Here is a 23,779-nt window from a genome sequence, read left to right on the forward strand (position 1 = left end):
TCTTTTTGTTGCAACTACAGTTTGGCTGTCTGTCAGATTCTGCTTATTTCTGGAAGGCACAAGCAATCCAATTATTTTGTTCTTTTATTTCAACTTTTCGTAGCCCAAGCTCTGTAGCTTTTACCAAAATATCCTCTAAATCTTCGTTGTAGAATCCGCTGACAATTAAAAGTCCTTCATCATTTAAAACAGAAATGTATTTTTCGATATCCTGAAGAATGACATTCTTTTGAATGTTTGCGAGAATGACATCAAATGTTTTTTCGCCGAGCAGCTGGGCATCGCCTATAAGGGCCTCGAGGTTGGAAACATTGTTTAGTCTGGAATTCTCAACAACGGCTTCGAATGACCAGCTGTCGATATCAATGGCTGTAACGCTGGCTGCACCCAGCATTGATGCGTAAATGCCTAAAATTCCTGTTCCACACCCCATGTCCAGTACCGTTTCGTTTTCCAGGTTGATTTCCGAAAGGTGGCTCATCATCAGGCTGGTTGTTTCGTGGTTTCCGGTTCCAAAAGCCATGTTGGGTTCAATAACAATTTCGTATTGAGCTTGCGGGTAGTCTTTGTGAAACGGTGCCCGAATCAGTACCTGGTTGTTGATTAACAATGGTTTGAAATAGTTTTTTTCCCATTCTTCGTTCCAGTTGATGTCAGGCATTTGCTCTTCCGAAAAATTTACCTGAAACGGAAGCGTTGACAGGCAAGTTTCGATTGCTTCAGTGGAAACCTTATTGATTGGGAAAAAGGCATTGACCTCTTGCTCGGTTTCATCAAAGCTCTCAAAATCAAGTTCAGACAAGTAAGCTACCAGAATTTCACGGTTGGTTTCATTGTCTGGTGTAAGTTTAAACGTGGCTTTCGTATATTTCATCTCTTTTGTTGTCTAATTTTGTACGAAGATAAAAAAAGCCATCCGGTAAAAACCAGATGGCTCATGATTATTTTTTGTTTCGCGTGCTGACTAGTAGGCGTTGATAATAGCCAGGAAGTCTTCAGCTTTCAGCGAAGCACCACCAATCAAACCACCGTCGATGTCTGGGTTAGCAAACAGTTCGTTGGCATTTTTAGGGCTGCAGCTTCCACCGTAAAGGATTGAAGTATTTTCAGCAACTTCAGCACCAAATTTGTCGGTAATCAATCCACGGATGAAAGCCAACATTTCCTGAGCTTGTTCTGAACTGGCAGTAACACCTGTTCCAATTGCCCAGATTGGTTCGTATGCGATAATGATTTTTGAAAAATCTTCAGCTGAAAGATTGAAAACTGTTTCTTCCAATTGCGTTTTTACAAAATCGTTTTGAGTTCCTGCTTCGCGAACATCTAAAGCCTCGCCGCAGCAGTAAATAGGAGTCAATCCGTTTTCCAAAGTCAAAGCTACTTTTTTGTTCAAAATTTCGCTTGTTTCACCGTAGTACTCACGTCTTTCAGAGTGACCTAGGATTACGTATTCGGCTCCGGTTGATTTTACCATAGAAGCAGAAACTTCACCAGTGTAAGCTCCTTTTGCTTCTGCGGCACAGTTTTGAGATGCTACACCAATACGGTTAGTATCAACAGCATCAACAACACTTGTAATATGAGTGAAGGGAGTTCCCAGAACAACAACAACATCTTTAGCGCCTTCTTTAGCAACTAATTCATTTACTGCTTTGGCTAGTTCAACACCTTCCTGAACGGTTGTGTTACATTTCCAGTTACCCGCAACAACTTTTTTTCTCATGATTTTTTATTTTGTGGAATGTAAAAATTGATTCAAAAAATATCGTCTCAAAAATAGGAAAAGCAGCCAAAACCACCTAACGAATCTTTCTCCAACTTTGGAATTTAACTTTAGGTTAAACCCGCTAAGTCAGAAAGTAAGAGTATGCCAACCCTCTTTTAAATAGTTGCTTAACGGGATGCCCATGCCTTTTACATCAATGTCCATTGCTTTTAATTTATCTACAACGCCATACATGTCAGCACAATAGTAGCATGCTTCAATTTTTACGCCTGATTGCTGCATGGTTTTGATGTAGTCTTGAAGCATCTTGTTTTCGGTCAGTAGTTTGGCAGAAGGGCCCCAGACAATCAATACAACTTCGTCAAACCATCCTTGTTTTTTGGCATTGTTGGTATACATGAAGCACACTTTTTCAGCAACTTCCGGATCGCCGCTGGTCCATAGCACTGCCAGCTTATTGCTGTTATCGTCAATTGTTTCGAGTTTGGTTGCAAAACTGTTGCCAGAAAGCGTCAGAATAGTGATTAGTACAAGTAAATAACTTTTCATGATTGCTTAATTTTGTGGGTTTCAGCTTAATTTAGAACTAATGTATGGAAAATCAAAATCAGGTAGGATAGGGAGGTTTGTCGTAGTCCTATTTTGTGCGGAATTTTGGTTGTGAGTCTTAATTTGGAGCTATGATAAACATATTTTGTTGGCTACACACCTCAAACTTTTTATGAGTAACTTTACCCACTTGCACGTAAAATGAATTGAGAGGCATGGAATTGGTTGAAAACGATTTGAATATTACCCTGGTACAATGCGATTTGTTTTGGGAGCAACCCGCTGAAAACCGGAAACATCTGACTCGCTTGCTGCATGATTTGCCGGAGAATACGGATTTGGTGGTTTTCCCCGAGATGTTTGCTACCGGGTTTAGCATGCAGGTTGTGCAATGGGCCGAGCCAATGGATGGAGAAACCATTGCCTGGATGAAGGAATTGGCGATTGCCAGGCAGGCATCGATAGCCGGAAGCTTGATGATTCATGAGGGTGGTTCGTTTTTTAACCGCTTTGTTTTTGTACATCCCGATGGAAGGCTCGACTATTACGACAAGCGGCATCTTTTTTCGATGGGAGAGGAGCATGTTCATTTTACGGCAGGGCAAAACCGAAAACTGATTCAAATAAAATCTTTTCGAATACTGCCTCAGGTTTGTTACGATTTGCGTTTTCCGGTATTTAGCCGCAACCGGCAGGACTACGATTTGTTAATCAATACGGCCAACTGGCCCGCTCCCCGCCGCGAAATATGGCAAACGCTGCTAAAAGCCCGGGCCATTGAAAACCAGGCGTATGTTGCCGGCGTGAATCGAATTGGCCGTGATGCCAAAGGCATCAATTATAAGGGCGATAGCTGCCTGGTGGACGCAAAAGGAAAACCCATGTTGATTGCAGAAGAGAATAAAGAGCAGCTGCTTCATGCTAAACTCTCTAAAAGCTCGCTGGGGCGCTTTCGTAAAAACTTTCCAGTACTACCTGACGCAGATGATTTTCAATTAAATTCATAGTTGTAAGTTGCAGATAGTTAAAGGTATGTGCCTTTGGTTGTTAATTCAAACTCATCATTAACTATGAATTTAGTTTGAAAACTAATAAATTAGTTGTAGGTTTGAATTGGAATTCCAAATCAGTATTCATTTAAACTCAATTGTATGAAAGCAAAAAACGAATTAACAAGCAAAGAGCCTTTTCCCTAGCGCTTTTTTTTTAACCAATAAAACTAAGAGTTTAGTTTATAAACTATGTTTCTAGTTTTGTGGCTTGATTTTTGTTATTGATTCAACCTATAAAAATTGACCCCATGAAAGAATTGACCAAAGCCGAAGAACAAGTGATGCAACTACTCTGGAAAAAGGAGAAAGCCTTTGTAAAGGAGTTGATCGAGCAAATGCCTGAGCCAAAACCCGCGTACAACACAGTTTCAACCATTGTTCGCATATTGGAGAAAAAGGGCTTTGTAGGTTACGAGGCTTTTGGAAAGACTCACCGGTACTTCCCACTCATCAGCAAAAAGGAGTATACCCGGAAATACATGAAAACCTTTATGAAAGGCTATTTCAGTAATTCCTTTAAGGAAATGGTTTCCTTTTTTGCCCGCGAAGACAATATGAGTATTGCCGAGTTGGAAGAGCTCATGAAAGAAGTTGGAAAAGATTTGGAAAACGAAAAAGGTAAAAACGATGAATAGTTTTATTAACTACATTCTGGAGTCGGGGATTAGCCTAGGAGCTTTATCTCTTATCTACTTTGTGTTTTTGCGGCATGAAACGTTTTTTAAAACCAACCGCTTGTTTCTGCTTTTTGCCGTTGTATTTTCCAGCTTGCTGCCTTTGTTGCATTTCAAAATCTATGGTTCAGGCGGAGTGGTGGCCTTGGAGAATTCCGGAGCCACCAACATGTTGGAAGCCATTACGGTTAGCAGTTCTGCTGTTTCCAATTCTTTGATTGGCTGGATTTCAGCCAGTCAGGTAATCATTGGTGGCTATTTTACGATAGCTGGTTTGATGGCTTTGGTGGTTGCCTGGCGCATTTACCAGCTGGTTCGGGTGATCCGGCAAGGAGAGCTCGTTTCCAAACATGGAATCAATTACGTTTATATCGATGATAATTCAAGCCCATATTCCTTCCTCGATTATTTGTTTGTGAGCCGAAACCTGGAAACGAAACCCGGGTGGGAGAAGATGCTTGCACACGAATGCGAACATATTCGCCAGGGACATACGGTGGATATCTTAATACTCGAACTGATCAGTATTATTCAATGGTTCAATCCATTCTTCTGGTTGCTTCGGAGAGTGATCAAGGAAAACCATGAGTATATGGCTGACCAGGCAGTATTAAATAAAGGAGTGGCTATAAATCATTACAAGGAAATATTAGTCACCCAGTTTATTGGCGAACAATTTTCGATTGCCAATAATTTCAACTCTTCCTTAATCAAATCAAGACTAAAAATGATGACAAAAATAAAATCTTCCAAGAAAGCGAATTTCCGTTATTTAATCGGATTGATGGCAGCTATTACGCTGGTGTTGGTTTTTGCCTGCGAAAACAAAGAAGCTGCACTGGTTGAACCGGAAAGCGGTGTTGTACTGAAGTCGGCAGCAAGCGAGCAGCCTTTAATCATAATTGACGGAGAACTGGCAGGTAAAGAAACAATGGATCGGCTGGACCCGAAAGATATTACCAGTGTGAATGTCGTTAAGCAAGCTGATGATGTCTATATCCAAAAGTATGGCGACTTGGCCAAAAACGGGGTGATTGAAATTACCTTGAAATCCGGGGCAATGGATGCTCAAAATACCGATGTAGATGACGTTGTTGTTGTGGCGTATGGTAATTCGTCGCCTGAATCGTCTGATCCTGTTTTCCATGTGGTTGATGAAATGCCTGAATTCCCGGGTGGAGAATTGGCCTTGCGCAAGTTTATTGCGAGGAATATTAAGTATCCTGTTTCAGCGAAGGAAAATGGCGTTCAGGGCAAGGTTTATGTAACTTTTGTGGTCGAAAAAGATGGTTCGGTTGGCCGCACCAAAATTGCAAGAGGTGTTGATACCGCACTGGACTATGAAGCTTTACGCGTGATTAACCAATCACCCAAATGGACCCCTGGAAAGCACAAAGGGGAGCTCGTTGCTGTGTCGTTTACGGTGCCCATTAATTTTGTTTTAGAATAAGTGATTAAAGGGACTTTGGCATGCCGGGGTCCCTGTTTTTTTCATACCGAATAAGCCATGTTCAGAAAATCAGTCTTCCTGTTGCTTTTGCTACTCCCTTTTTTCGGGAAAGCTCAAAAAATCGATATCCTCTTGTTGAATCAGAAGTATCCTCAGGCTTTGGAAACTATTGACGCTGCCTTGAGTGAAAAGCCAACTGCCGAGCTGTACTTTAAGAAAAGTATGGTGCATCAGCGGCTGATGGATTACCCGGCAGCTTTAGCTGATTTAAATGCGGCCCTGAAACTTGACTCACTCAACGTAACTTATCTTCGGGGACGGGCAGACCTTTTTCAGGCCATGGGAAACAATACAAGGGCGGTGACTGATTTTCAGAAAGCCTTGACGATTGCTCCCGATGATTTGTTGCTGAAATACGAATTGGGTAAAGCCTTCTTGTTTCTGAACGATTATAGCCAAGCGTTTCAAGTGTTCGAAGAAATTCAGGCGGTTGATTCAACCAATGTGATGTTTAATAAATACAGTGCTTTAGCGGCCTCTAAAGCTGGCCGAAAGAAGCGGGCCATGCATCTGTACGAGAAGTATCTGATTCAGAATCCGGATGATCTGAGTGCGTACTTAAATCTGGCTGCTATTTATGAGAAGGCAAATCAGCCAAACAAGTGTATGAATCTTTTGGCGATGGCACATTATCGCTTTCCGGATAGTCGGGCTATTCATTTAAAACGGGCGAATACCGCTTTTGTCAATAAAAAGTACCCCATTGCACAGCACGTTTATCAATCGTTTATGGCCCGGCACGATACCACTCTGTCCGTTTACCTGAACTATGGTATTTGTCTTTACCATAACAAGCACACGGAGCATGCCTTAGAAGTTCTGGAGGCTTGCTATGCGGAAAGCCCCAGCGATGTTTACATCAATTTTTATTTAGGAGTTGCTCATAAACGGCTGGATCATTATGAGCTGGCGGCAAATTACCTTGATTTTGCCATATTCATTTCCATTCCTGAATTTCATCCGGAAATGTATCATCATTTAGCACAGGTGTATGGTTCGCAGCGTGAGTTTGAGAAGTCGATTGCCTGTTATGAAAGAGCGTATGAGTTGGACTCTCGAAAAGTAGAGGTCTTGTTTGAAATAGCAACCACCTACGAAGAATTCAATTTTAACAAAACACTGGCATTAAATTACTACCAGTCGTATTTGAAAGAAGCGGGTGAGGAGGCTGAGAATGCCTATTACGCGCTGGATCGGATCAAACGGATCAAGGAAGACCTTTTCTTTGAAAAGTAGTTTTACGCGTCAGCCAGCAATTGAATGGCTTCCTGCTTCAGCACAGTTGGCAATTGAATTTTCCGGCGTTCGATGCTGAGCAGCCATTTGCGAATATCTTCACTGTCGAGGGTGTAAAGCACATCGCGAAACTCATCGATTTGATCATCCTGATAAGCATTAGAGTCAATTCCCTGAAAACGATCCAGTTCTTCATCCTCATAGTACACGATTTCATCCGGATTTTTCAGCATCTCTTCAAAATCGCACACCTCATGTGCGCCACAGCAATCCAAGGCGACGTTCACATTTTCCTTCTCTTCCTCGTTCCCGGCTTCCTTTTTTCCGAAGCGATTTGAAAGCCAGGTGCCACCGACCAATAGAATGAACAAAGCGGCAATAATTCCAACTAAAACCAGCATAATCTATCTGTCTCAATAAGTCTCTGTTTCAAAAATAAAAAAAAGAGGGTCGGCATTCAACGCTCTTTTTCAGCAGACAAAGTTAATACGAAAAACAGAACCTGATGTGCCTGTGAGGGATTTCTAACAATGGCTTAACTTTAAGCTCAAAATAGTTTGGAGAGGATGCTTTGTATGGAGCAGAAAAAAGAGTTGTCGGTTTAGTGGATTAAAGGTTCATATGCCACATTTATTCCGCGCAGAATAAGGCATCCCGCCAAAAAACAATTATCTTCGCTAGCCCAAATTTCAAGACTATGAATACACAACTCATACAACGACTGGCAGCTCAGTTTCAGTTACCAATCAAGCAGGTACAAAATACCGTCAAACTTCTGGATGAAGGAGCTACCGTTCCTTTTATTTCACGTTACCGCAAGGAAATGACGGGTAGTTTGGATGAAGTTCAGATTGGTGATATCAAGGAAGCGAAGGCCCGTTTGGAAGAATTGGCCAAGCGGAAGGAAACCATCCTAAAAACCATTGAGGAACAAGAGCTGCTGACCGATGAGTTGAAAGCCCGCATTGAAAATTGTTTTGATGCAACCGAGTTGGAAGACATTTACCTGCCTTATAAACCTAAGCGAAAAACCAAAGCTTCCATCGCACGGGAAAAAGGTCTGGAGCCTTTGGCCAAAATTATGATGAAGCAAGACGAGCGCGACTTGGAAAATCGGGCGCATGCTTTTGTCAAAGGCGAAGTGAACTCGGTGGAGGATGCCTTGTCAGGCGCCCGCGACATTATTGCCGAGTGGGTGAATGAAAACGAGAAAGCACGAAATATGGTGCGTCAGGCTTTTGCGCAGGGAGCTCTGATTAAAAGTAAACTGGTTAAAGGAAAAGAAGAGGAAGGCATTAAGTATCGGGATTACTTTGAATGGGAAGAGCCTTTGAAGCGTTGTCCTTCGCATCGCTTGCTGGCTATGCGCAGAGGGGAGCAGGAGAGTGTTTTACGGATTTCGGTGTCGCCGGATGAGGAGGCTGTCCTGGAGCGTCTGAATCGCTTTTTTGTTCGGTCGGGCAATGCCTGCGGAGAACAAGTCAAGCTGGCAGTTAAGGACAGCTATAAGCGGTTACTTTCCTCGGCTATTGAAACCGAATTTGCCCAGGCTGCGAAGTTGAGCGCAGATCAGGAGGCAATTCAGGTATTTGCTGAAAACCTTCGGCAATTGCTGCTTGCCGCACCACTTGGACAAAAGCGGGTGCTGGCAATTGATCCTGGCTACCGAACGGGCTGTAAGTTGGTTTGCCTGGATGAACAGGGGAACTTGCTGCACAACGAAACCATTTATCCCAATAAACCCCAGGAAGAAGTCAAGCAGTCGGCTCGAAAAATTACCTCGCTGGTGAGTGCCTATCAAATTGAGGCCATCGCTATTGGGAATGGAACAGCCAGCCGGGAGACAGAGCATTTCATCAAGAAATTGCACTACGATCGTGATCTAAAAGTTTTTGTTGTTTCTGAAGATGGTGCGTCAATTTATTCTGCATCGAAGGTGGCTCGCGAAGAGTTTCCAAGCTACGATGTGACGGTACGTGGCGCTGTTTCCATTGGGCGCCGTTTAATGGACCCTTTGGCCGAGTTGGTAAAGATCGATCCTAAATCGATTGGGGTGGGACAATACCAGCACGATGTTGATCAAAAGTTATTGAAGAATAGCCTGGACACGGTGGTTGAATCGGCCGTGAACAAGGTTGGAGTCAACGTGAATACGGCTTCGAAGCACTTGCTAACCTATATTTCAGGTTTGGGACCGCAACTGGCGCAAAACATTGTTGACTTCCGGAAAGAAAACGGTGCTTTCAAAGCCCGGAAAGAGTTACTGAAAGTGCCACGAATGGGCGCGAAGGCTTATGAGCAGTCGGCCGGTTTCTTGCGTATTGCTGATGCCCAAAATCCCTTGGATAATTCAGCCGTTCACCCTGAATCTTACCATGTGGTTGAGCAAATGGCCAAAGATTTGAAATGCAGCATTGTTGATTTGATGCAGTCCGAAGAGCTGCAACAGGCTTTGGTGTTGGAAAAGTACCAAACGGAATCGGTCGGATTGCCTACTTTAAAGGATATTCAGAAGGAATTGGCCAAGCCCGGACGTGACCCCCGAAAAAACATAAAAGTGTTTGAATTTGCCAGTGGCATTTTTAAAATCGAGGATTTGCACGAAGGGATGGTGCTTCCGGGGATTGTCACCAACATCACTAAGTTTGGCGCTTTTGTGGATGTGGGTGTGAAGCAGGATGGTCTGGTGCATATCTCTCAACTAGCTGATCGCTTCGTAAGTGATCCAAATGAGGTGGTAAAACTACACGAACATGTGAAAGTAAAAGTCCTCGAAGTGGATATCCCCCGAAAACGAATTCAGCTAAGCTTGAAAGATGTAGACCAAAACTAGTATTGCTGGGGAATAAGTACCCAGCAAATAAGATAAATTAGTAATCCCGGAAAACCTGCGCTAAGGATAGATACAACAACATAAATTACCCGCAACAAAGTCGGGTCAATGTTAAAGTACTCGGCAAAGCCGGCAAGTACGCCGGCAATTATCTTGTTCCTGGAACGGGTTAACCGTTTTTTTGGGGCATTAATAATTTCCATTGGTTTTAGTCTTCGTCGTCTTCATCAAAAAGGTTCTCTTGACTCTCGAATTCCGCTTCAAGATATTCTTCTGCTTGTTCCAGCAGTTGTTTGATAAGCTTTTCTGATTCAGGTACATCACTTAGCCAGTGAACCACTTGGTTTGACCAGAAGTCTTCAATGTCACTTTCAACAATGAATTTAGGTACTTCGGTGTGAACCACGAAAATTGTGTCAGGTGTTTCCTGAGAATTGTCTGCAAGTAAAAATTTTGGTAGCATAGCTTTTTTGCTTAATTGTTTAAAAGCAAATTTATGGAAAAAAACGGTTTGCATTCTGCTTTCCCTGAGATTTTTGAATTAAAATAATTCCTGCAAAATTCGGCTTTAATGTTACGATTTGAAGAAAATAACAGGTTTCTGCTATTTAATTTTAACAAAAGCAAACGATGTGTTATATTTAGTGCCCTAAGCTAAACGGCAACTATGAATAAACTGAACGATCTCCTTTCTCTTATTGACGGATATATCGGCGGAAGCCAGTGGTTTGTTTTCTTTTTATTGGGGACTGGCCTGTTTTTTACCTTTTATTTGCGATTTCCACAGTTTCGATACCTCAAATCAGCTTTTCGCATTGTGCGAGGAAAGTTTGACCGCGAAGGTGATGAAGGTGATACCTCACATTTTCAGGCTTTAACCACGGCACTCTCCGGCACGGTGGGAACCGGAAATATTGCTGGCGTGGCCTTGGCTATTCACTTGGGCGGACCGGCTGCTCTATTCTGGATGTTGGTTACAGCCTTGCTAGGAATGACCACGAAGTTTGTGGAAGTAACCCTTTCGCACAAGTATCGCGAAAAAATGACGGATGGAACGATGGCCGGTGGACCAATGTATTACATGAAAAACCGGTTGAATATGAAATGGTTGGCGGGCCTGTTTGCCGTGGCCACTATTTTCTCGTCTTTCGGAACCGGAAATTTGCCACAAATCAATTCCATTGCCAATTCAGTGCACGCCACTTTTGGAGTCAATAAAATTTTGATAGGAGCGGTTCTTGCCATCTTACTGGGTTTTGTAATTATTGGCGGCATCAAACGGATTGCCAAGGTTACTTCACGCTTGGTGCCCTTCATGGCAGTAATTTATTTTGTAGGTGCTGTTGCGGTGATTCTTTATAACTATCAAAATATTGTTCCTTCGTTAGTTGCAGTTTTTCGCGATGTATTTACGGGTACTTCAGCAGCGGGAGGCTTTTTGGGGGCTAGTTTTGCTTTCGCCTTCAACCGAGGGGTTAACCGAGGCTTATTTTCCAATGAAGCCGGGCAAGGTTCTGCGCCTATTGCTCACGCGGCAGCCAGAGCACACGAGCCGGTTTCGGAAGGTTTAGTCGCTTTGCTGGAACCATTCATCGATACGATTATTATTTGTATGCTAACCGGTTTGGTTATTCTTTCATCAGGGGTTTGGACCGAAAAAATGGAAAATAAGTTTCAGGAAGCTGATTTGGAAGTACTGGCCGGTTTTTACGATGAAGGTGAGGAGTTAGATAGGGAGCAAATTGCTGATTTTTTGTTGGGAAAAAGTGAACTGCCTTTGTTTACGGGCGACCTGGAAGTGATTGATGGTAAAATTATCAATGAGGTAACTCTTTTGCATGCCCGCTCGGTGGCCGAAGAGGTGTTTGTTCGTAAAGATGGCGCCGTTTTTTCCGGCAGGCTCCCGGTAATCGAAGGACATATTCCATTGGATAATAGGATTGAAATTGCCGGAAAATCTTTGATTCACAGCGCGCCGCTGACCACAGAAGCGTTTACCAAAAGTTGGTTTGGCGACTCCGGACGCTATATTGTGGCCATTGGCCTGTTGTTGTTTGCTTTTTCCACAGCTATTTCCTGGTCTTACTATGGAGGGAGGGCCGTAACTTTTCTCTTCGGAATAAAATGGGTTGTTTATTTCCGGATGGTCTATGTGCTTGGTTTTTTTGTGGCCTCTTTTATGGACACAACCATTGTTTGGACATTTTCAGGAATTACCATAGCCATGATGACGATTCCTAACTTGTTTGGAATTTTGATGTTACGTAAAGAAATGAAGTCAGAAGTCAATTCCTTCTGGAAAGAGTATTCCGATTTCTTTGGAGAAAAATAGTTGGAGTCATTAATTAATATATTTTTGTCATATTCTTTTTGATAAGTATGAAAAATGATTTAGATAAACTATCACTTTTGGTAGTTGATGATAGCCCAATCAATCAACGGGTTGTTACCATGTCTCTGAAAAGCACGATGGGTGAAATTGATTCAGCCCAGAATGGAATGGAGGCTTACAAGATGTACTGTGAGAAGCATTACGACATTATTTTAATGGATGGTCGGATGCCCATTATGGATGGTTATGAAGCCACTCAAAAGATTCGGAACTATGAAAAAGAGCAGGCGCTTGAAAATCAAGCCGTCATTATTGCCTTGACCGGAAGTGATACCGATCAGGAAATGAAAGCCTGTATCGATTCGGGGATGAATGCCTGCATGCTGAAACCTTTTCGGGTTCATGAATTTCTGCAAATCCTAAAAGATTTTAACTGAGATTCTATTATTAGACCTCACATCTTTCTATTTTTGCCGAACAATTAAAGGTAATGGCAAAAATATATCCTCAAAATTTTGAATCAAAAATTGGTTTCGATCGGGTTCGAAGCTTACTTAAAGAGAATTGTCTGGGATCGCTCGGAAAAGACCGGGTGGACGAAATAGACTTTTTAACGGACTTTGATACCATCCAGCAAGAATTGGCTTATGCCGATGAATTTATGCGGCTGATGGCGGAAAATGATAATTTCCCAACCAATTATTATTTTGATTTGCGTCAGTCGCTTGCAAAAATTCAAACGGAAGGACGTTTTTTGGAAGTAAATGAGTTGTTTGACTTGAAACGATCCTTGGAAACCATTACAGCAATTGTTCGTTTTCTGAGTCAGCAAAAGGAAGAACTGTACCCGAACCTGAAAGCACTGGTTCGTCCTGTTCAGGTGTTCCCATACCTAAAAGATCGAATTGATCAGATCATCACCCAACACGGAAAAATTAAGGATCAGGCTTCGCCCGAACTTGGGCGGATTCGTAGAGAATTACTGAGCAAGCAAAGCAATGTATCCAAACGCCTGCACAGCATTCTGAGGCAAGCGCAGCGCGATGGACTGGTGGACGAGGATACTTCAGTCTCCATTCGCGACGGGCGTCCGGTCATCCCGGTTTCTTCGGCAATGAAAAGGCGATTGAATGGGATTGTGCATGATGAGTCTGCCACCGGGAAAACAGCCTACATTGAACCTGCAGAAGTGGTGGAGATCAACAATGAAATTCGGGAACTGGAGTATGCTGAAAAGCGAGAAATTGTGCGTATCCTTATTGAGTTTTCAGATGATATCCGTCCTTACCTGAACGAGTTATTTGGCTTGTATGACTTCCTGGGAACTGTTGATGTAATTCGGGCAAAGGCACGTTTGGCCCAACGAATGGATGCCATAAAACCCTTCATGGAAGCAGGTCCGCTCCTGTTGTGGGAAAAAGCGGTTCATCCCTTGTTGCGCATCACCCTGGAGCGTGAAAAGCGCCCGGTTATTCCATTGAATATTGAGTTGAATCCGGAAAAACATTTGTTATTGATTTCGGGGCCCAATGCCGGAGGTAAATCGGTTTGTCTGAAAACCGTTGGTTTGTTGCAGTACATGTTGCAGTGCGGTTTGCTCATTCCGGTTGATGAAACCAGTCGCGCCGGGGTGTTCGATCAGCTTTTTATTGATATTGGCGATGAACAATCCATCGAAAATGATTTGAGTACCTACAGTTCGCACCTGATGAATATGAAACATTTTCTGAAATTTGCGAATGACCGAACCCTGGTGCTGATTGATGAGTTTGGAACCGGAACAGAGCCAATGATTGGTGGGGCTATTGCCGAGGCCATTCTGGACCAGTTGAATAAAGAGCGAACTTTTGGGGTAATTACAACGCATTATACCAACCTGAAGCATTTTGCCTCGTCAGCCGAGGGGATCGAAAATGGAGCTATGCTCTATGATAACCACCGAATGGAACCCCTATTTCAATTGCAAATTGGGAAGCCCGGAAGTTCTTTTGCTTTCGAAATTGCCCGTAAAATCGGGATGCCGGAGTCAATCTTGCAGGAAGCGACCGAAAAAGTGGGGAAGGACCACATCAATTTTGATAAGCACCTGCGCGACATTGTGCGCGATAAGCGCTATTGGGAGTCCAAGCGTATGCGTATCCGAAAGGTGGAGCGCAGTTTGGATGAACTGGCCGAAAAATATGAGTTGGATCTGAGCGAACTGGGAAAACAGCGCAAGCAAATTATTGCTGAAGCTAAAGAAGAAGCTGCTCGTGTATTGGCTGAAGCTAACAAGAAAGTGGAAAATACCATTCGTGAAATCCGGGAAAGCCAGGCTGAAAAGGAAAAAACCAAAGCCATTCGAAAGCAGTTAGCAACCTTTAAGGAAGCGGTGGAAGAGCCGGAAGAAGAAAACGACGAATGGATCAACAAAAAGATTCAGAAGCTGAAGGATAAGGAAAATCGTCGCAACCAACGTCGTCCGGAGCAGAAGGAGAAACCGAAAGTAACGCCAAAAAGAGCAAAGGAAGAGCTGGCGCCTGGCGATAAAGTGAAGATTGAAGGGCAAAACAGCATAGGCGAAATTCTGGAAATAGGCGATAAGAATGTGGTGGTAGCCTTTGGACAGTTGCGAACCTCGGTTAGCCGCAAAAAGCTGCAGAAGGTGAGTAATAATGAAGCAAAGAAAGAATTGCGCGGCACCAACAGAACCCTGCCCAATGTCCACCGAAAACTGTCGGAAAAGCGAAATACCTTCAAACCTGAAATTGATGTTCGCGGCCAGCGGGCCGAAGAAGCGATCACCAATATCCAGGCGTTTTTAGATGAGGCAATTATGCTGGATGTTCATGAGCTTCGCATTTTGCATGGGAAAGGAAACGGTATTCTTCGGGAAATGATCCGTAACTTTCTGGGAGCCGATCCTGTTGTCCGATCCTATCGTGATGAGCACGTCCAGTTTGGAGGTGCCGGAATCACCATTGTTGAAGTCAACTAAATTGAGATACGATTGAAACAGGCAGCAGAGGTTTTGTGAAATCGTTGCATCCTCATCTTTTTTGCCTGTCAATTGTTTAGAATGAAAAGATTATAATCAGATAAATGTAAGCCAACCAGTAATGAGAAATTCAGTTCCAAGGGTAGCAGCAATTCATGATTTAAGTGGTTTCGGTCGCGCCTCCTTAACGGTGGTCATTCCGATCCTTTCTTCCATGGGAATTCAGGTTTGTCCATTACCTACGGCTGTTTTGTCATCGCACAGTGCTTACAAGGATTTGCACGCCATTGATCTGACCGATGAGCTGCAGCCCATGATCGATCACTGGAAACGTTTGAATCTTGATTTTGATGCCATTTATTCAGGCTATCTGGGATCCGCCGGACAGGTGGATACCGTCAAGCAGTTTATCCATGATTTTTCGGGCAATCAACCGCTGGTTGTTGTTGATCCGGTGCTGGGTGACAATGGTGCGCTTTATTCGGCTTACACACCGGCTATGGTGGATAAAATGAAAGAGCTGGTGACTTTGGCTGATGTGATTACGCCAAACCTGACTGAAGCGGCATTTTTACTTGGCGAAGTGCATCAACCGGAAATTGAGTTGTCGGAGATTAAGCAATGGGCCCGGCGACTGGCCGAAATGGGCCCCAATAAAGTCATAATCACCAGTGTCCCCGACCAAATGAAAAATAACAATACTTCGGTTGTGGCATTTAATCAAACAGACAACCGGTTTTGGAGGGTGAGTTGCGATTACATCCCGGCTCATTATCCGGGAACCGGCGATGCCTTTGCCAGTGTTATGGTTGGTTCGTTGCTGCAGGGCGACAGTTTGCCGATAGCGCTTGATCGGGCCGTGCAGTTCATTGCCTTGGGCGTGCGCGCCACCTTTGGACACAATGGACGAGCGACAGAGGGGATTTTGCTGGAAAAAGTTTTACCATCGTTAAATGCCCCGGTACAAATGAGTAGTTATCAATTATTGGATTGAAATGATGAAAAATATTCGATTGGTGGCCACCGATTTGGATGGCACATTTTTGAAAGATGACAAGTCGATCAGTGACGAAGATATTCAAATGCTGCAGGTGTTGGGTGAACGAGAAGTATTGCGCGTGGTTGCTACCGGCCGTAACTTCAAGAAAGTGCTTGAAGTGCTGCCCGACCATTTGCCTTTCGACTATGTGGCTTTCTCTTCCGGAGCCGGTATTTATGACTGGAAAAACCGGGAGCTGGTCTTTCGGCAGAACTTAAAGCGTGAGACCACTGAAGGTATTGTTCGTTTTTTGATTGATCGTGACATGAACTTTCACCTTTTTCGTGCAGTTCCTGAAAACTTTCGTTGTTGGTTTTACCGCGGAAGTCAAGCGTGTGAAGAGTTTGAACGTTATTTCGATTTCCATAATTCAGTTTCTGAAGAGCTTCCTGTCAATCAACAGCTGGATAGCGATGCCTGCCAGTTTTTGGTTATTTTCCCGAATGATTTGGAAGCGTTTCTAGAAGCCAAGCAACAACTTGAAGCCCAGTTTGACGATATTAAAGTGGTGCGCACCAGTTCGCCCTTGGAGACTGGTTATATTTGGATGGAAATTTTTCACAAAGATGTATCGAAAGGCAATGCTGTGAAGTTTTTGTGTGAACAGAAGCAAATTCAGCATGACATGACCTTTGGAATAGGCAATGATTATAACGATTTGGATTTGCTCAATTTCACCTCGTATTCCTATTTGGTTGAAAACGGGCCCGAAGAATTAAAGCCTCACTACAGGAAAGCACTCTCCAACGAGAACAGTGCTTTTAGCCAAAGTCTGAAAAAATATTTGTAAGGCCGGGGTTCGAATTTAATCCTCCATTCCATCATTTGGAACGGGTTTATAATGCCGTTTTAGCCAAGTGGCCAATCCGTCAAGCCCAGGGAATAGCACCCGTTCGGTAATATTTGCCTGATCCAACTTGTCGCGTACTTCCCATTTTAATTCCTTCGGAATAATGATGCGTCGGTAGAGTTCGGGGTGGTTTACCAGCCATTCATCCAGGATGCTGGTCGATTGGCTCATGACCGAAAAAAAAGCGTATTGGTTGACAATGCGTTGATCGATGGAAGGGGGTTCAAAGAAAATGACTTGTTCTTTATCCATCTTCTTGTCAAAGTCGGATAGGGACATGATGCTTTCTTCCAGCATTTCAACAGTAAAGGCATTACACTTTTCTTCGCACAGCAAGTGGTTCAGCGGCTCCGAAACCATCTGGTTTACTTTTACAAAATCCACTTTCCAGATTACGCCGTCGAGGTCGAATTTTTCGGTGTTGGCGGTGGCAAAATGCATGGCAATAAATGGCGAATAGGTCCAGTCGAGCAGTCGGGTGGGGAGGCCATGGTGTTGCGCCATCACCAGCGAGCGCCAAAACGAAGCGCTGAGCTGTGCGTCTTTGGACAAGCTGTATTTTCGAAAATTGCGCAGCAAGTGGTACTCCAGCTCGGGGCGGTGACCGCAATTACGAAGAAAGCTGTTTTTTAGCTCATAGTTTGAATCGGAAAGGCCCCGAAAGGCATAGTCGGAACGATAACGGCTCAAGTGTGGTTTCCACGAGTCATGGTAAACTTCTTCACACAACTCTTCCCAGCTGTGTACGACTTGATCATTCTGATGGAGCTTATAGGATTTCATGTTGTCCAAAGTTCATTAAAAAATTGGAATTTTGATTACGATTAGGCTTCATTTTTTTGAAGAGAGACCCTGCCAATGCCAATAGCTTTTGCAAACAAAAAAGACTCGCCACATGGACGAGTCTTTTTTGAATATGGGATGCTTTTCTTAAAGCAATTTCTTCAGTTCAGTTTCAATTTCAGTATAGAGTTTTTTGCTGACCGGAACAAGCGGCAAACGAACAATGTTTTTAAGCTTACCAGTAATTTCCATGGCTGCTTTTACGCCGCCAGGATTGCCCTCGCGGAACAAAAGTTTAAATAAATCAAGCATTTGCAAGTGCAGTTCGCGGGCCTCAGCAAACTGGCCATTATTGGCCAAGTGAATGAGTTGGCTGAGTTTTCCGGGCAGCACGTTGGCAATAACCGAAATAACGCCAATGCCTCCTACGGCAATGGTGGGCAATGCCAAAACATCGTCGCCTGAAATAACTCCGAACGTTTCGGGGGCGTACTTAACCATGCGCGAAACTTGCGATGAAATACCGGAAGCTTCTTTGATGGCGATGGCGTTGGGACAGGTTTTCGCAATTTCAACCGTTGTCTTTCCATCCATGTTTACACCGGTACGCGAAGGTACATTGTACAGGATGACGGGCACGGGGCTGGTTTTGCAAACCAGTTTGAAGTGCTCAATTAATCCTTTTTGCAAGGGTTTGTTATAGTAAGGGGTCACACTCAGAATTCCGTCAATACCGGTGAAATCTGTTTGCTGAATGGTTTGCATAATTTTGTATGGGTCGTTGCCGCCCATGCCCAGAACCAGTGGAACCCGTTTGTTTGTTTTGGATTTGATGCAGTCAACCACTTCTTTTTGTTCCTGTAACGACAAGGTGGGTGTTTCGGCAGTTGTTCCGAGAGCCACCAGGTAGTCCATGCCATTGCTAATCTGATCTTCCACAAGGTCTTCAAGTCTGTTGAAATCAATGGATGAATCTTCTTTAAAAGGAGTTACCAAAGCAACTCCGGCTCCTTTAAACGGGTGTGTCATGTTATGTTTATTATAGATTACTTTATACTTCTTGCTTAACCAATGATGGTTTATTTAGTTCATTTAAATAAAAAATTAGCTGTTCGGCCAGGTAGCTGGGGTCTTTACGGTCTTGAATGTCAATGCTCAAATCAAAGTAATTGGGTTCTGCATGGCTCCACCCAGCTTTGAAACGGGCTCGAGACAAGCATCGTAAGTACTGCATTTCAATCCCAGGGCATAGGCTGATATCTAACAGCAAATCAAAAGGCTGGTCTATAAAGCGACCAATTTCCGGTTTTTTGATTTTGCCAAACAGGGAGAAATCTTCCGGACAAAAAAACACTTCACCACCAACGGATCCTGGCTGGTTTGAAAAGCACAAATTGCTAACTGAAATGCCAAGCTCGTTGAGTTGCTCGTTGAGCTGTTTAAACGCCTTAGCATCATCCGACTTCCAAAGAATGCCAGCTGTTTTAACCTGCTTCAGATTAAGGAACCGAATGGTTCGCTTTAGCTGTTTTTGCTTACGTTTTAATGACCAGGTGATGAATTGATTTTTTATACTCATAGCCTGAGGCAAAAATAACAATTTGTTTTTGATACAACGAGTCGGAGCAAACCAAATGTAAAAACTTGTTTGATAAAAGTTTGCTCGTTCTGCTTGCCTTTCTTTTAACTTTTCCAGCCTGTCTCAAAATCAGTTAATCAGGGCCAAAAATTCATCTTCTGAAAGAATTGGAATGCCTAGTTTTTCAACTTTCTGAATTTTAGATGGGCCTACATTGCTACCTCCTAGAAGGTAAGACGTATTTTTGGAGATGGAGCCCACGTTTTTGCCACCGTGCTGTTCAATCAATTTTTTCAGCTCGTCACGCGAATGTTTTTCGAAGGTTCCTGATATAACTATACTCAGTCCTTCCAATTTGTTGGTTCGTCCTTCCAAACTACTTTCATGTAACTTGAATTGAAGCCCTTGAGCTTTGAGCTTTGCGATGAGTTGCTGGTTTGATTCGTTTTCGAAATACAAACGGATGCTTTCAGCTATTTTGCCACCAATTTCATCAATTTCAACCAGTTGTTCATAGCTTGAGTTGGCAATGGTGTCGATGTCCACCAGTTTGTTGGCCAGCTTTTTGGCTACCGTTTCACCCACAAATCGGATTCCCAGTGCAAAAAGAACCCGCTCGAAGGGAATTTCCCTGGACTGCTCCAGGCTCTTTAAAATACGATTGGCTGATTTTTCGCCCATGCGTTCGAGGGTAGCGAGTTGCCCGACTTCAAGTTGGTACAAGTCAGCACTGTTGCCGATAAGCCCTTGATTGAAAAGGAGCTCAATGGTTTCCTGACCCAGTCCATCAATATCCATTGCCTTGCGGCTGATGAAATGTTCAATTTTTCCTTTGATTTGTGGCGCACATCCGGTTTCATTGGGGCAATAGTGTGCCGCTTCGCCGTCGCGACGAACCAGCGGGGTATGGCACTCCGGGCAGGCTTCGATGAACTGAATCTTTTGAGCTTCTGGCTTTCGGGCCGATTGGTCAACGCCTACGATTTTAGGAATGATTTCACCTCCTTTTTCAACAAAAACGATATCCTCAAGGTGTAAGTCCAGTTTTTCAATAATATCGGCGTTGTGTAGTGAGGCTCGCTTAACGGTGGTGCCTGCCAGCAACACCGGACTGAGGTTTGCCACCGGGGTAACAGCGCCGGTACGCCCTACTTGGTAGCTAACAGACTCAAGCCGGGTGCTGACCTGCTCAGCCGTAAATTTATAGGCGATGGCCCAGCGTGGCGATTTGGCTGTGAAACCCAGGTTGTTTTGCAAACGACGTGAGTTAACCTTAATAACGATGCCGTCAGTAGCTACCGGAAGATCGAAACGAGCCGTATCCCAGTAGCTGATATACTCCAGCACTTCGTTCATGCTGCTGCACTTGCGGGTATGTTCTGAAATCTTAAACCCCCATTTTCTGGCTTCCTGCAGGGTTTCGTAGTGTCCGTCTTCGGGCAGGTTTTCTCCCAGCAAATAATAGAAATAGGCATCCAACTTTCGTTTAGCTACTTCGGATGAGTTTTGCATTTTTAACGAACCGGAAGCCGTGTTTCTAGGATTGGCGTACAACTGTTCTCCGGTTTCTTCCCGTGCTTTATTTAGTTCGGCAAACACCTGAAAGGGAAGTACCACTTCTCCGCGAATTTCGAACGATTCAGGGTACGATTTTCCTTTAAGCGTTAAGGGAATGCTTCGGATGGTTCGGGCATTGGCGGTAACATCATCTCCTTTTTCGCCATCACCCCGGGTTACAGCCCGCACCAATTGCCCATTTTCGTAGAGCAAACTGAGTGAGGCACCGTCAAATTTCAGCTCACAGGCATAGTCAAACTCATCGCCAATCAGTTTACGAATGCGGTTGTCAAACTCCAGCAATTCTTCTTTCGAGTATGAGTTGCTTAAAGACAGCATGGGGTACTTATGAGCAACCTGGGTAAATTCCTGGTTGCTGTCGCTGCCCACACGTTGTGTTGGGCTGTTGGGATCCTGAAACTCGGGATGTTCCTGTTCCAGCTGTTCCAGTTCTTTCAGCTTCATATCAAAATCATAATCGCTGATTACGGGTGAGGAAAGGACATAATACTTATAGTTGTGTTCTTCGAGTTCCTGCCGAAGTTGTTGAATTCTCTGTTGGATGGATTCAGTTGCCATATTTTCAAAATTTGGCCTAAAAATACGAAAACAAGTTTGGATGAAACGAGCCTGGGCTGGATACTTCTTGCCTAAGCGTATAATTTTTTCGAGCGAAGTAGCCTTCCGGAAATAAATAAATCAAAATTAGTTTCTTTGTAAGACTAATTTCAGCATTGGCACAAATGGATTTGCTTCTCAAAGGCAGATTGGTGCTAAAAGCGAAATGAAAGAAGAAGAATTTTTAACCCCAAATACGATTGAATCATGAAACGAATAATTTCAACAACAAATGCCCCTGCAGCGATTGGGCCTTACAGTCAGGCCGTAGAAGTTAACGGAACGCTGTATGTTTCAGGCCAAGTGCCACTTGATCCGGCGACGGCAACTGTGGTAGAAGGTGGCATTGCCGAGCAAACTGAGCAGGTGATGAAAAACATTGGAGCCATTTTGGAAGCAGCCGGTTATACCTACGGCGATGTTGTTAAGTCAACTTGCCTGCTGAGCGACATGGCCAATTTCAAGGCGATGAATGAGGTGTATGGAAAATATTATGCTGAAAATCCACCGGCACGTGCGGCCTTTGCTGTCAGAGAGCTTCCGCTGGGTGTGCTCGTTGAAATAGAGACCATAGCGGTTAAATAATTCCGCTCGTTTCTCGTTCTGTTTTCTGTTTAAAGCTGGTTTATTTCGAATTTCTTGCCGAAAAAGTGTAACAAAAGGACAAGAAAAAGGTCTATTATAAACGTAGCGTTTCCGTTTTTGACGACACGTTTATTCAACACCAAAAACAACCGGCTAAGCAACTATCCTTCTATTTTTGAATGCATTAAAACAGAAAACAATGAGAAACAAATGCCTGATTGTGGACGATGAACCATTGGCTCGTGAATTAATTTACAGGCATGCTCAAAAGTTCGATTCTTTGGATATTGTGGCGCAATGTGCTTCTGCTGAAGAAGCTGCAGAGCTGTTACGAGAAATTCCGGTTGATTTGATGTTTTTGGATATCGAATTACCGCGACAATCCGGAATCCAACTTTTGAAGTCACTTCACCATCCGCCCAAAGTCATTGTAACCACGGCGCACCGCGAGTACGCTATGGAAGGCTTTGAGCTGGAGGTGGTGGACTACCTGCTGAAGCCAATCCGGTTTGATCGTTTTATGCGGGCAGTAAACAAATACCTGCAGCTAAGTACTTCCTTTCAAGCCGACTTTCAGGCCGGACGCCCTTTTATTTTTGTTCGCGAAAACAAAAAGGAGGTCAAAGTGCCGTTGTGTGATATTCTTTACATTGAAGGCCTGGGTGAGTACATTCAGATTCATACCAAGCAACGAAAAGTGATTACGAAGATGGGCCTGAATCAGGTGGCTGAGAAGCTGCCTTCGCAGTTTTTTCTGCGCATTCATAAATCCTATGTAATCTGCACAAGTCATGTGGATGCTTACACCAATACCTCGCTGGAAATTGCCGGAGTAGAACTCCCGATAGGGCGGCGCTACAAGAACGAAGTGCTTGCCATGTTGAATTATGCCAGTAGCCTGAGTGGTGTTTAAGGTAACCTCATAGTTTTGCTGGCATGAGCAGGGGAGACCATTCACGAATTGAGCAAGCTGCTAGTCTTCGTGTAGATGATATTTGATTATAGTTTTGCAGGTATAAACCTGGATTTGAAAAAATTAAGCCATGATTGATTGTACAGGAACCTATTTTATAAAAGATGATCGTCTTTTTCCGGTTGGAGTAGTAGAAGTATTGACCACGGATGCCATCCTGATTTATGAAGTGCTTCGGGTAATGGATTCGGTGGGCTTGTTTCTGGAAGAGCATTATGCCCGCCTGGTACATTCGGCCCAATTGGCTGGTATTCCTTTAGCAATGACGGAAACAGATTTTGCCCGGGAAATCAGAAACTTGGTTCAAGCCAATGATTTGGCGGTGGGCAACATCAAGGTTTTAATTCAGTATGGAGACGGAAAACAAGCCGCGTTCTTTTATTTTATTCCTCATGTTTATCCAGCTGCTGAGGCTTATTTATACGGGGTGAAAACGGACTGCATGTTGGCAGAACGCGTGCTACCCAAAGCCAAAACGGTGCAGCAAAGTTTACGCAACACTGCCAACCAAGCTATTCAGGAACATCAGCTTTTTGAGGTCATCCTGGTCAATGTAGAAAAGCAGGTGCTGGAAGGAAGTCGTACCAACCTCTTTTTTGTAAAGGGCGATCGTTTTTACACACCCCGCTCGGAGTTTGTGCTCTCCGGAATCACCCGGCAAAAGGTGCTTGAATGCCTTGGCGAGTTGAATTTTTCATGCGTAGAACAAACCATTCCAATGGATACGCTTGCTGATTATGATGCTGCTTTTTTAACGGGTACTTCAACCAAAGTTTTGCCCATTGCCTCAATTGGTGAACAAAAATTTGATCCCATGAATCAGGCTGTAAGAGCCTTAATGAAAGCCTACGATGAAAAAATGATGACTTACATCCAAAACGCCCTTAGGAAAGGTGTGTGAAGGCT

The 23,779-nt window shown here is 43.7% G+C and carries 23 protein-coding genes; 13 read left to right on the plus strand and 10 right to left on the minus strand.

The features are described from left to right. Nucleotides 1-43: 43 nt before the first annotated feature. The 3 genes from prmA to Q1A18_RS06275 all read right to left on the minus strand — a co-directional run bounded on the left by prmA (nt 44) and on the right by Q1A18_RS06275 (nt 2,275). A complete protein-coding gene (gene prmA, locus Q1A18_RS06265; RefSeq protein WP_299578071.1) occupies nt 44-874 on the minus strand; it encodes a 50S ribosomal protein L11 methyltransferase in 831 nt (276 codons plus the stop codon). A gap of 90 nt (nt 875-964) precedes the next feature. Next, nucleotides 965-1,723: a triose-phosphate isomerase gene (tpiA, locus tag Q1A18_RS06270; protein WP_299578072.1), complete on the minus strand. Its 759-nt coding sequence runs from the start codon at nt 1,721-1,723 to the stop codon at nt 965-967. Between the two features lie 129 nt (nt 1,724-1,852). Beyond that, complete coding sequence (locus Q1A18_RS06275; RefSeq protein WP_299578073.1) at nt 1,853-2,275, minus strand: DsrE family protein; 423 nt, start codon at nt 2,273-2,275, stop codon at nt 1,853-1,855. A 215-nt stretch (nt 2,276-2,490) separates the two neighbouring features. Here Q1A18_RS06275 and Q1A18_RS06280 point away from each other — a divergent pair, with 215 nt between their 5' ends. From Q1A18_RS06280 to Q1A18_RS06295, 4 genes are all read left to right on the plus strand, one after another. After that, the gene (locus tag Q1A18_RS06280; RefSeq protein WP_299578074.1) at nt 2,491-3,282 is read left to right on the plus strand and encodes an amidohydrolase; all 792 of its coding nucleotides are present in this window, start codon (nt 2,491-2,493) and stop codon (nt 3,280-3,282) included. 293 nt (nt 3,283-3,575) lie between these two features. Further along, the gene (locus Q1A18_RS06285; RefSeq protein WP_299578075.1) at nt 3,576-3,962 is read left to right on the plus strand and encodes a BlaI/MecI/CopY family transcriptional regulator; all 387 of its coding nucleotides are present in this window, start codon (nt 3,576-3,578) and stop codon (nt 3,960-3,962) included. Then, complete coding sequence (locus Q1A18_RS06290) at nt 3,955-5,451, plus strand: TonB family protein (RefSeq protein WP_299578076.1); 1,497 nt, start codon at nt 3,955-3,957, stop codon at nt 5,449-5,451. Before Q1A18_RS06285 ends, Q1A18_RS06290 begins: the two co-directional genes overlap by 8 nt. 57 nt (nt 5,452-5,508) lie before the next feature. Continuing rightward, a complete protein-coding gene (locus Q1A18_RS06295; protein ID WP_299578077.1) occupies nt 5,509-6,747 on the plus strand; it encodes a tetratricopeptide repeat protein in 1,239 nt (412 codons plus the stop codon). Between the two features lie 2 nt (nt 6,748-6,749). On the opposite strand, the gene Q1A18_RS06300 is transcribed toward Q1A18_RS06295, so the two are convergent. Further along, nucleotides 6,750-7,148, minus strand: coding sequence for a hypothetical protein (locus Q1A18_RS06300; protein ID WP_299578078.1), 399 nt, complete (start codon nt 7,146-7,148; stop codon nt 6,750-6,752). A gap of 296 nt (nt 7,149-7,444) precedes the next feature. Here Q1A18_RS06300 and Q1A18_RS06305 point away from each other — a divergent pair, with 296 nt between their 5' ends. Beyond that, nucleotides 7,445-9,580 carry a Tex family protein gene (locus tag Q1A18_RS06305; protein WP_299578079.1) on the plus strand — a complete coding sequence of 712 codons (2,136 nt, stop codon included), beginning with the start codon at nt 7,445-7,447 and terminating at the stop codon, nt 9,578-9,580. Here Q1A18_RS06305 and Q1A18_RS06310 read toward each other — a convergent pair. Both Q1A18_RS06310 and Q1A18_RS06315 read right to left on the minus strand, forming a co-directional pair. Next, the gene (locus Q1A18_RS06310) at nt 9,577-9,783 is read right to left on the minus strand and encodes a PspC domain-containing protein (RefSeq protein ID WP_299578080.1); all 207 of its coding nucleotides are present in this window, start codon (nt 9,781-9,783) and stop codon (nt 9,577-9,579) included. The two genes, Q1A18_RS06305 and Q1A18_RS06310, sit on opposite strands and share 4 nt — an antisense overlap. Nucleotides 9,784-9,788: 5 nt before the next feature. Further along, nucleotides 9,789-10,097 (minus strand): hypothetical protein, encoded by a 309-nt coding sequence (locus tag Q1A18_RS06315; RefSeq protein ID WP_299578081.1) that lies wholly within the window; start codon nt 10,095-10,097, stop codon nt 9,789-9,791. Between the two features lie 150 nt (nt 10,098-10,247). On the opposite strand from Q1A18_RS06315, the gene Q1A18_RS06320 reads away from it, so the two are divergent. The 5 genes from Q1A18_RS06320 (at nt 10,248) to Q1A18_RS06340 (ending at nt 16,718) form a co-directional block, all read left to right on the plus strand. Continuing rightward, nucleotides 10,248-11,912 carry a sodium:alanine symporter family protein gene (locus Q1A18_RS06320; protein WP_299578082.1) on the plus strand — a complete coding sequence of 555 codons (1,665 nt, stop codon included), beginning with the start codon at nt 10,248-10,250 and terminating at the stop codon, nt 11,910-11,912. A 47-nt stretch (nt 11,913-11,959) separates the two neighbouring features. Further along, nucleotides 11,960-12,349, plus strand: a complete 390-nt coding sequence (locus Q1A18_RS06325) for a response regulator (protein WP_299578083.1) — start codon at nt 11,960-11,962, stop codon at nt 12,347-12,349. 53 nt (nt 12,350-12,402) lie between these two features. Continuing rightward, nucleotides 12,403-14,889 (plus strand): endonuclease MutS2, encoded by a 2,487-nt coding sequence (locus Q1A18_RS06330; protein WP_299578084.1) that lies wholly within the window; start codon nt 12,403-12,405, stop codon nt 14,887-14,889. A gap of 121 nt (nt 14,890-15,010) precedes the next feature. Continuing rightward, nucleotides 15,011-15,883 carry a pyridoxamine kinase gene (locus Q1A18_RS06335; RefSeq protein WP_299578085.1) on the plus strand — a complete coding sequence of 291 codons (873 nt, stop codon included), beginning with the start codon at nt 15,011-15,013 and terminating at the stop codon, nt 15,881-15,883. 1 nt (nt 15,884) lies between these two features. After that, nucleotides 15,885-16,718 (plus strand): HAD-IIB family hydrolase, encoded by an 834-nt coding sequence (locus Q1A18_RS06340; protein WP_299578086.1) that lies wholly within the window; start codon nt 15,885-15,887, stop codon nt 16,716-16,718. A gap of 15 nt (nt 16,719-16,733) precedes the next feature. On the opposite strand, the gene Q1A18_RS06345 is transcribed toward Q1A18_RS06340, so the two are convergent. From Q1A18_RS06345 to ligA, 4 genes are all read right to left on the minus strand, one after another. Then, nucleotides 16,734-17,561 (minus strand): FRG domain-containing protein, encoded by an 828-nt coding sequence (locus Q1A18_RS06345; protein WP_299578087.1) that lies wholly within the window; start codon nt 17,559-17,561, stop codon nt 16,734-16,736. 147 nt (nt 17,562-17,708) lie between these two features. Then, entirely contained in the window at nt 17,709-18,590 is an 882-nt protein-coding gene (dapA, locus tag Q1A18_RS06350) for a 4-hydroxy-tetrahydrodipicolinate synthase (protein ID WP_299578088.1), read from the minus strand. A 22-nt stretch (nt 18,591-18,612) separates the two neighbouring features. Further along, a complete protein-coding gene (locus Q1A18_RS06355; RefSeq protein ID WP_299578089.1) occupies nt 18,613-19,140 on the minus strand; it encodes a hypothetical protein in 528 nt (175 codons plus the stop codon). Nucleotides 19,141-19,269: 129 nt separating this feature from the next. After that, nucleotides 19,270-21,276, minus strand: coding sequence for an NAD-dependent DNA ligase LigA (gene ligA / locus Q1A18_RS06360; RefSeq protein WP_299578090.1), 2,007 nt, complete (start codon nt 21,274-21,276; stop codon nt 19,270-19,272). Nucleotides 21,277-21,522: 246 nt separating this feature from the next. Here ligA and Q1A18_RS06365 point away from each other — a divergent pair, with 246 nt between their 5' ends. From Q1A18_RS06365 to Q1A18_RS06375, 3 genes are all read left to right on the plus strand, one after another. After that, the gene (locus Q1A18_RS06365; RefSeq protein WP_299578091.1) at nt 21,523-21,900 is read left to right on the plus strand and encodes a RidA family protein; all 378 of its coding nucleotides are present in this window, start codon (nt 21,523-21,525) and stop codon (nt 21,898-21,900) included. A gap of 199 nt (nt 21,901-22,099) precedes the next feature. Beyond that, nucleotides 22,100-22,813: a LytTR family DNA-binding domain-containing protein gene (locus tag Q1A18_RS06370; protein WP_299578092.1), complete on the plus strand. Its 714-nt coding sequence runs from the start codon at nt 22,100-22,102 to the stop codon at nt 22,811-22,813. A gap of 130 nt (nt 22,814-22,943) precedes the next feature. Next, entirely contained in the window at nt 22,944-23,774 is an 831-nt protein-coding gene (locus Q1A18_RS06375) for an aminotransferase class IV (RefSeq protein WP_299578093.1), read from the plus strand. Nucleotides 23,775-23,779: the final 5 nt, after the last annotated feature.

Origin of the sequence: uncultured Sunxiuqinia sp., from assembly GCF_947495665.1 — a bacterium.
Classification (GTDB): Bacteria; Bacteroidota; Bacteroidia; order Bacteroidales; family Prolixibacteraceae; genus Sunxiuqinia; species Sunxiuqinia rutila.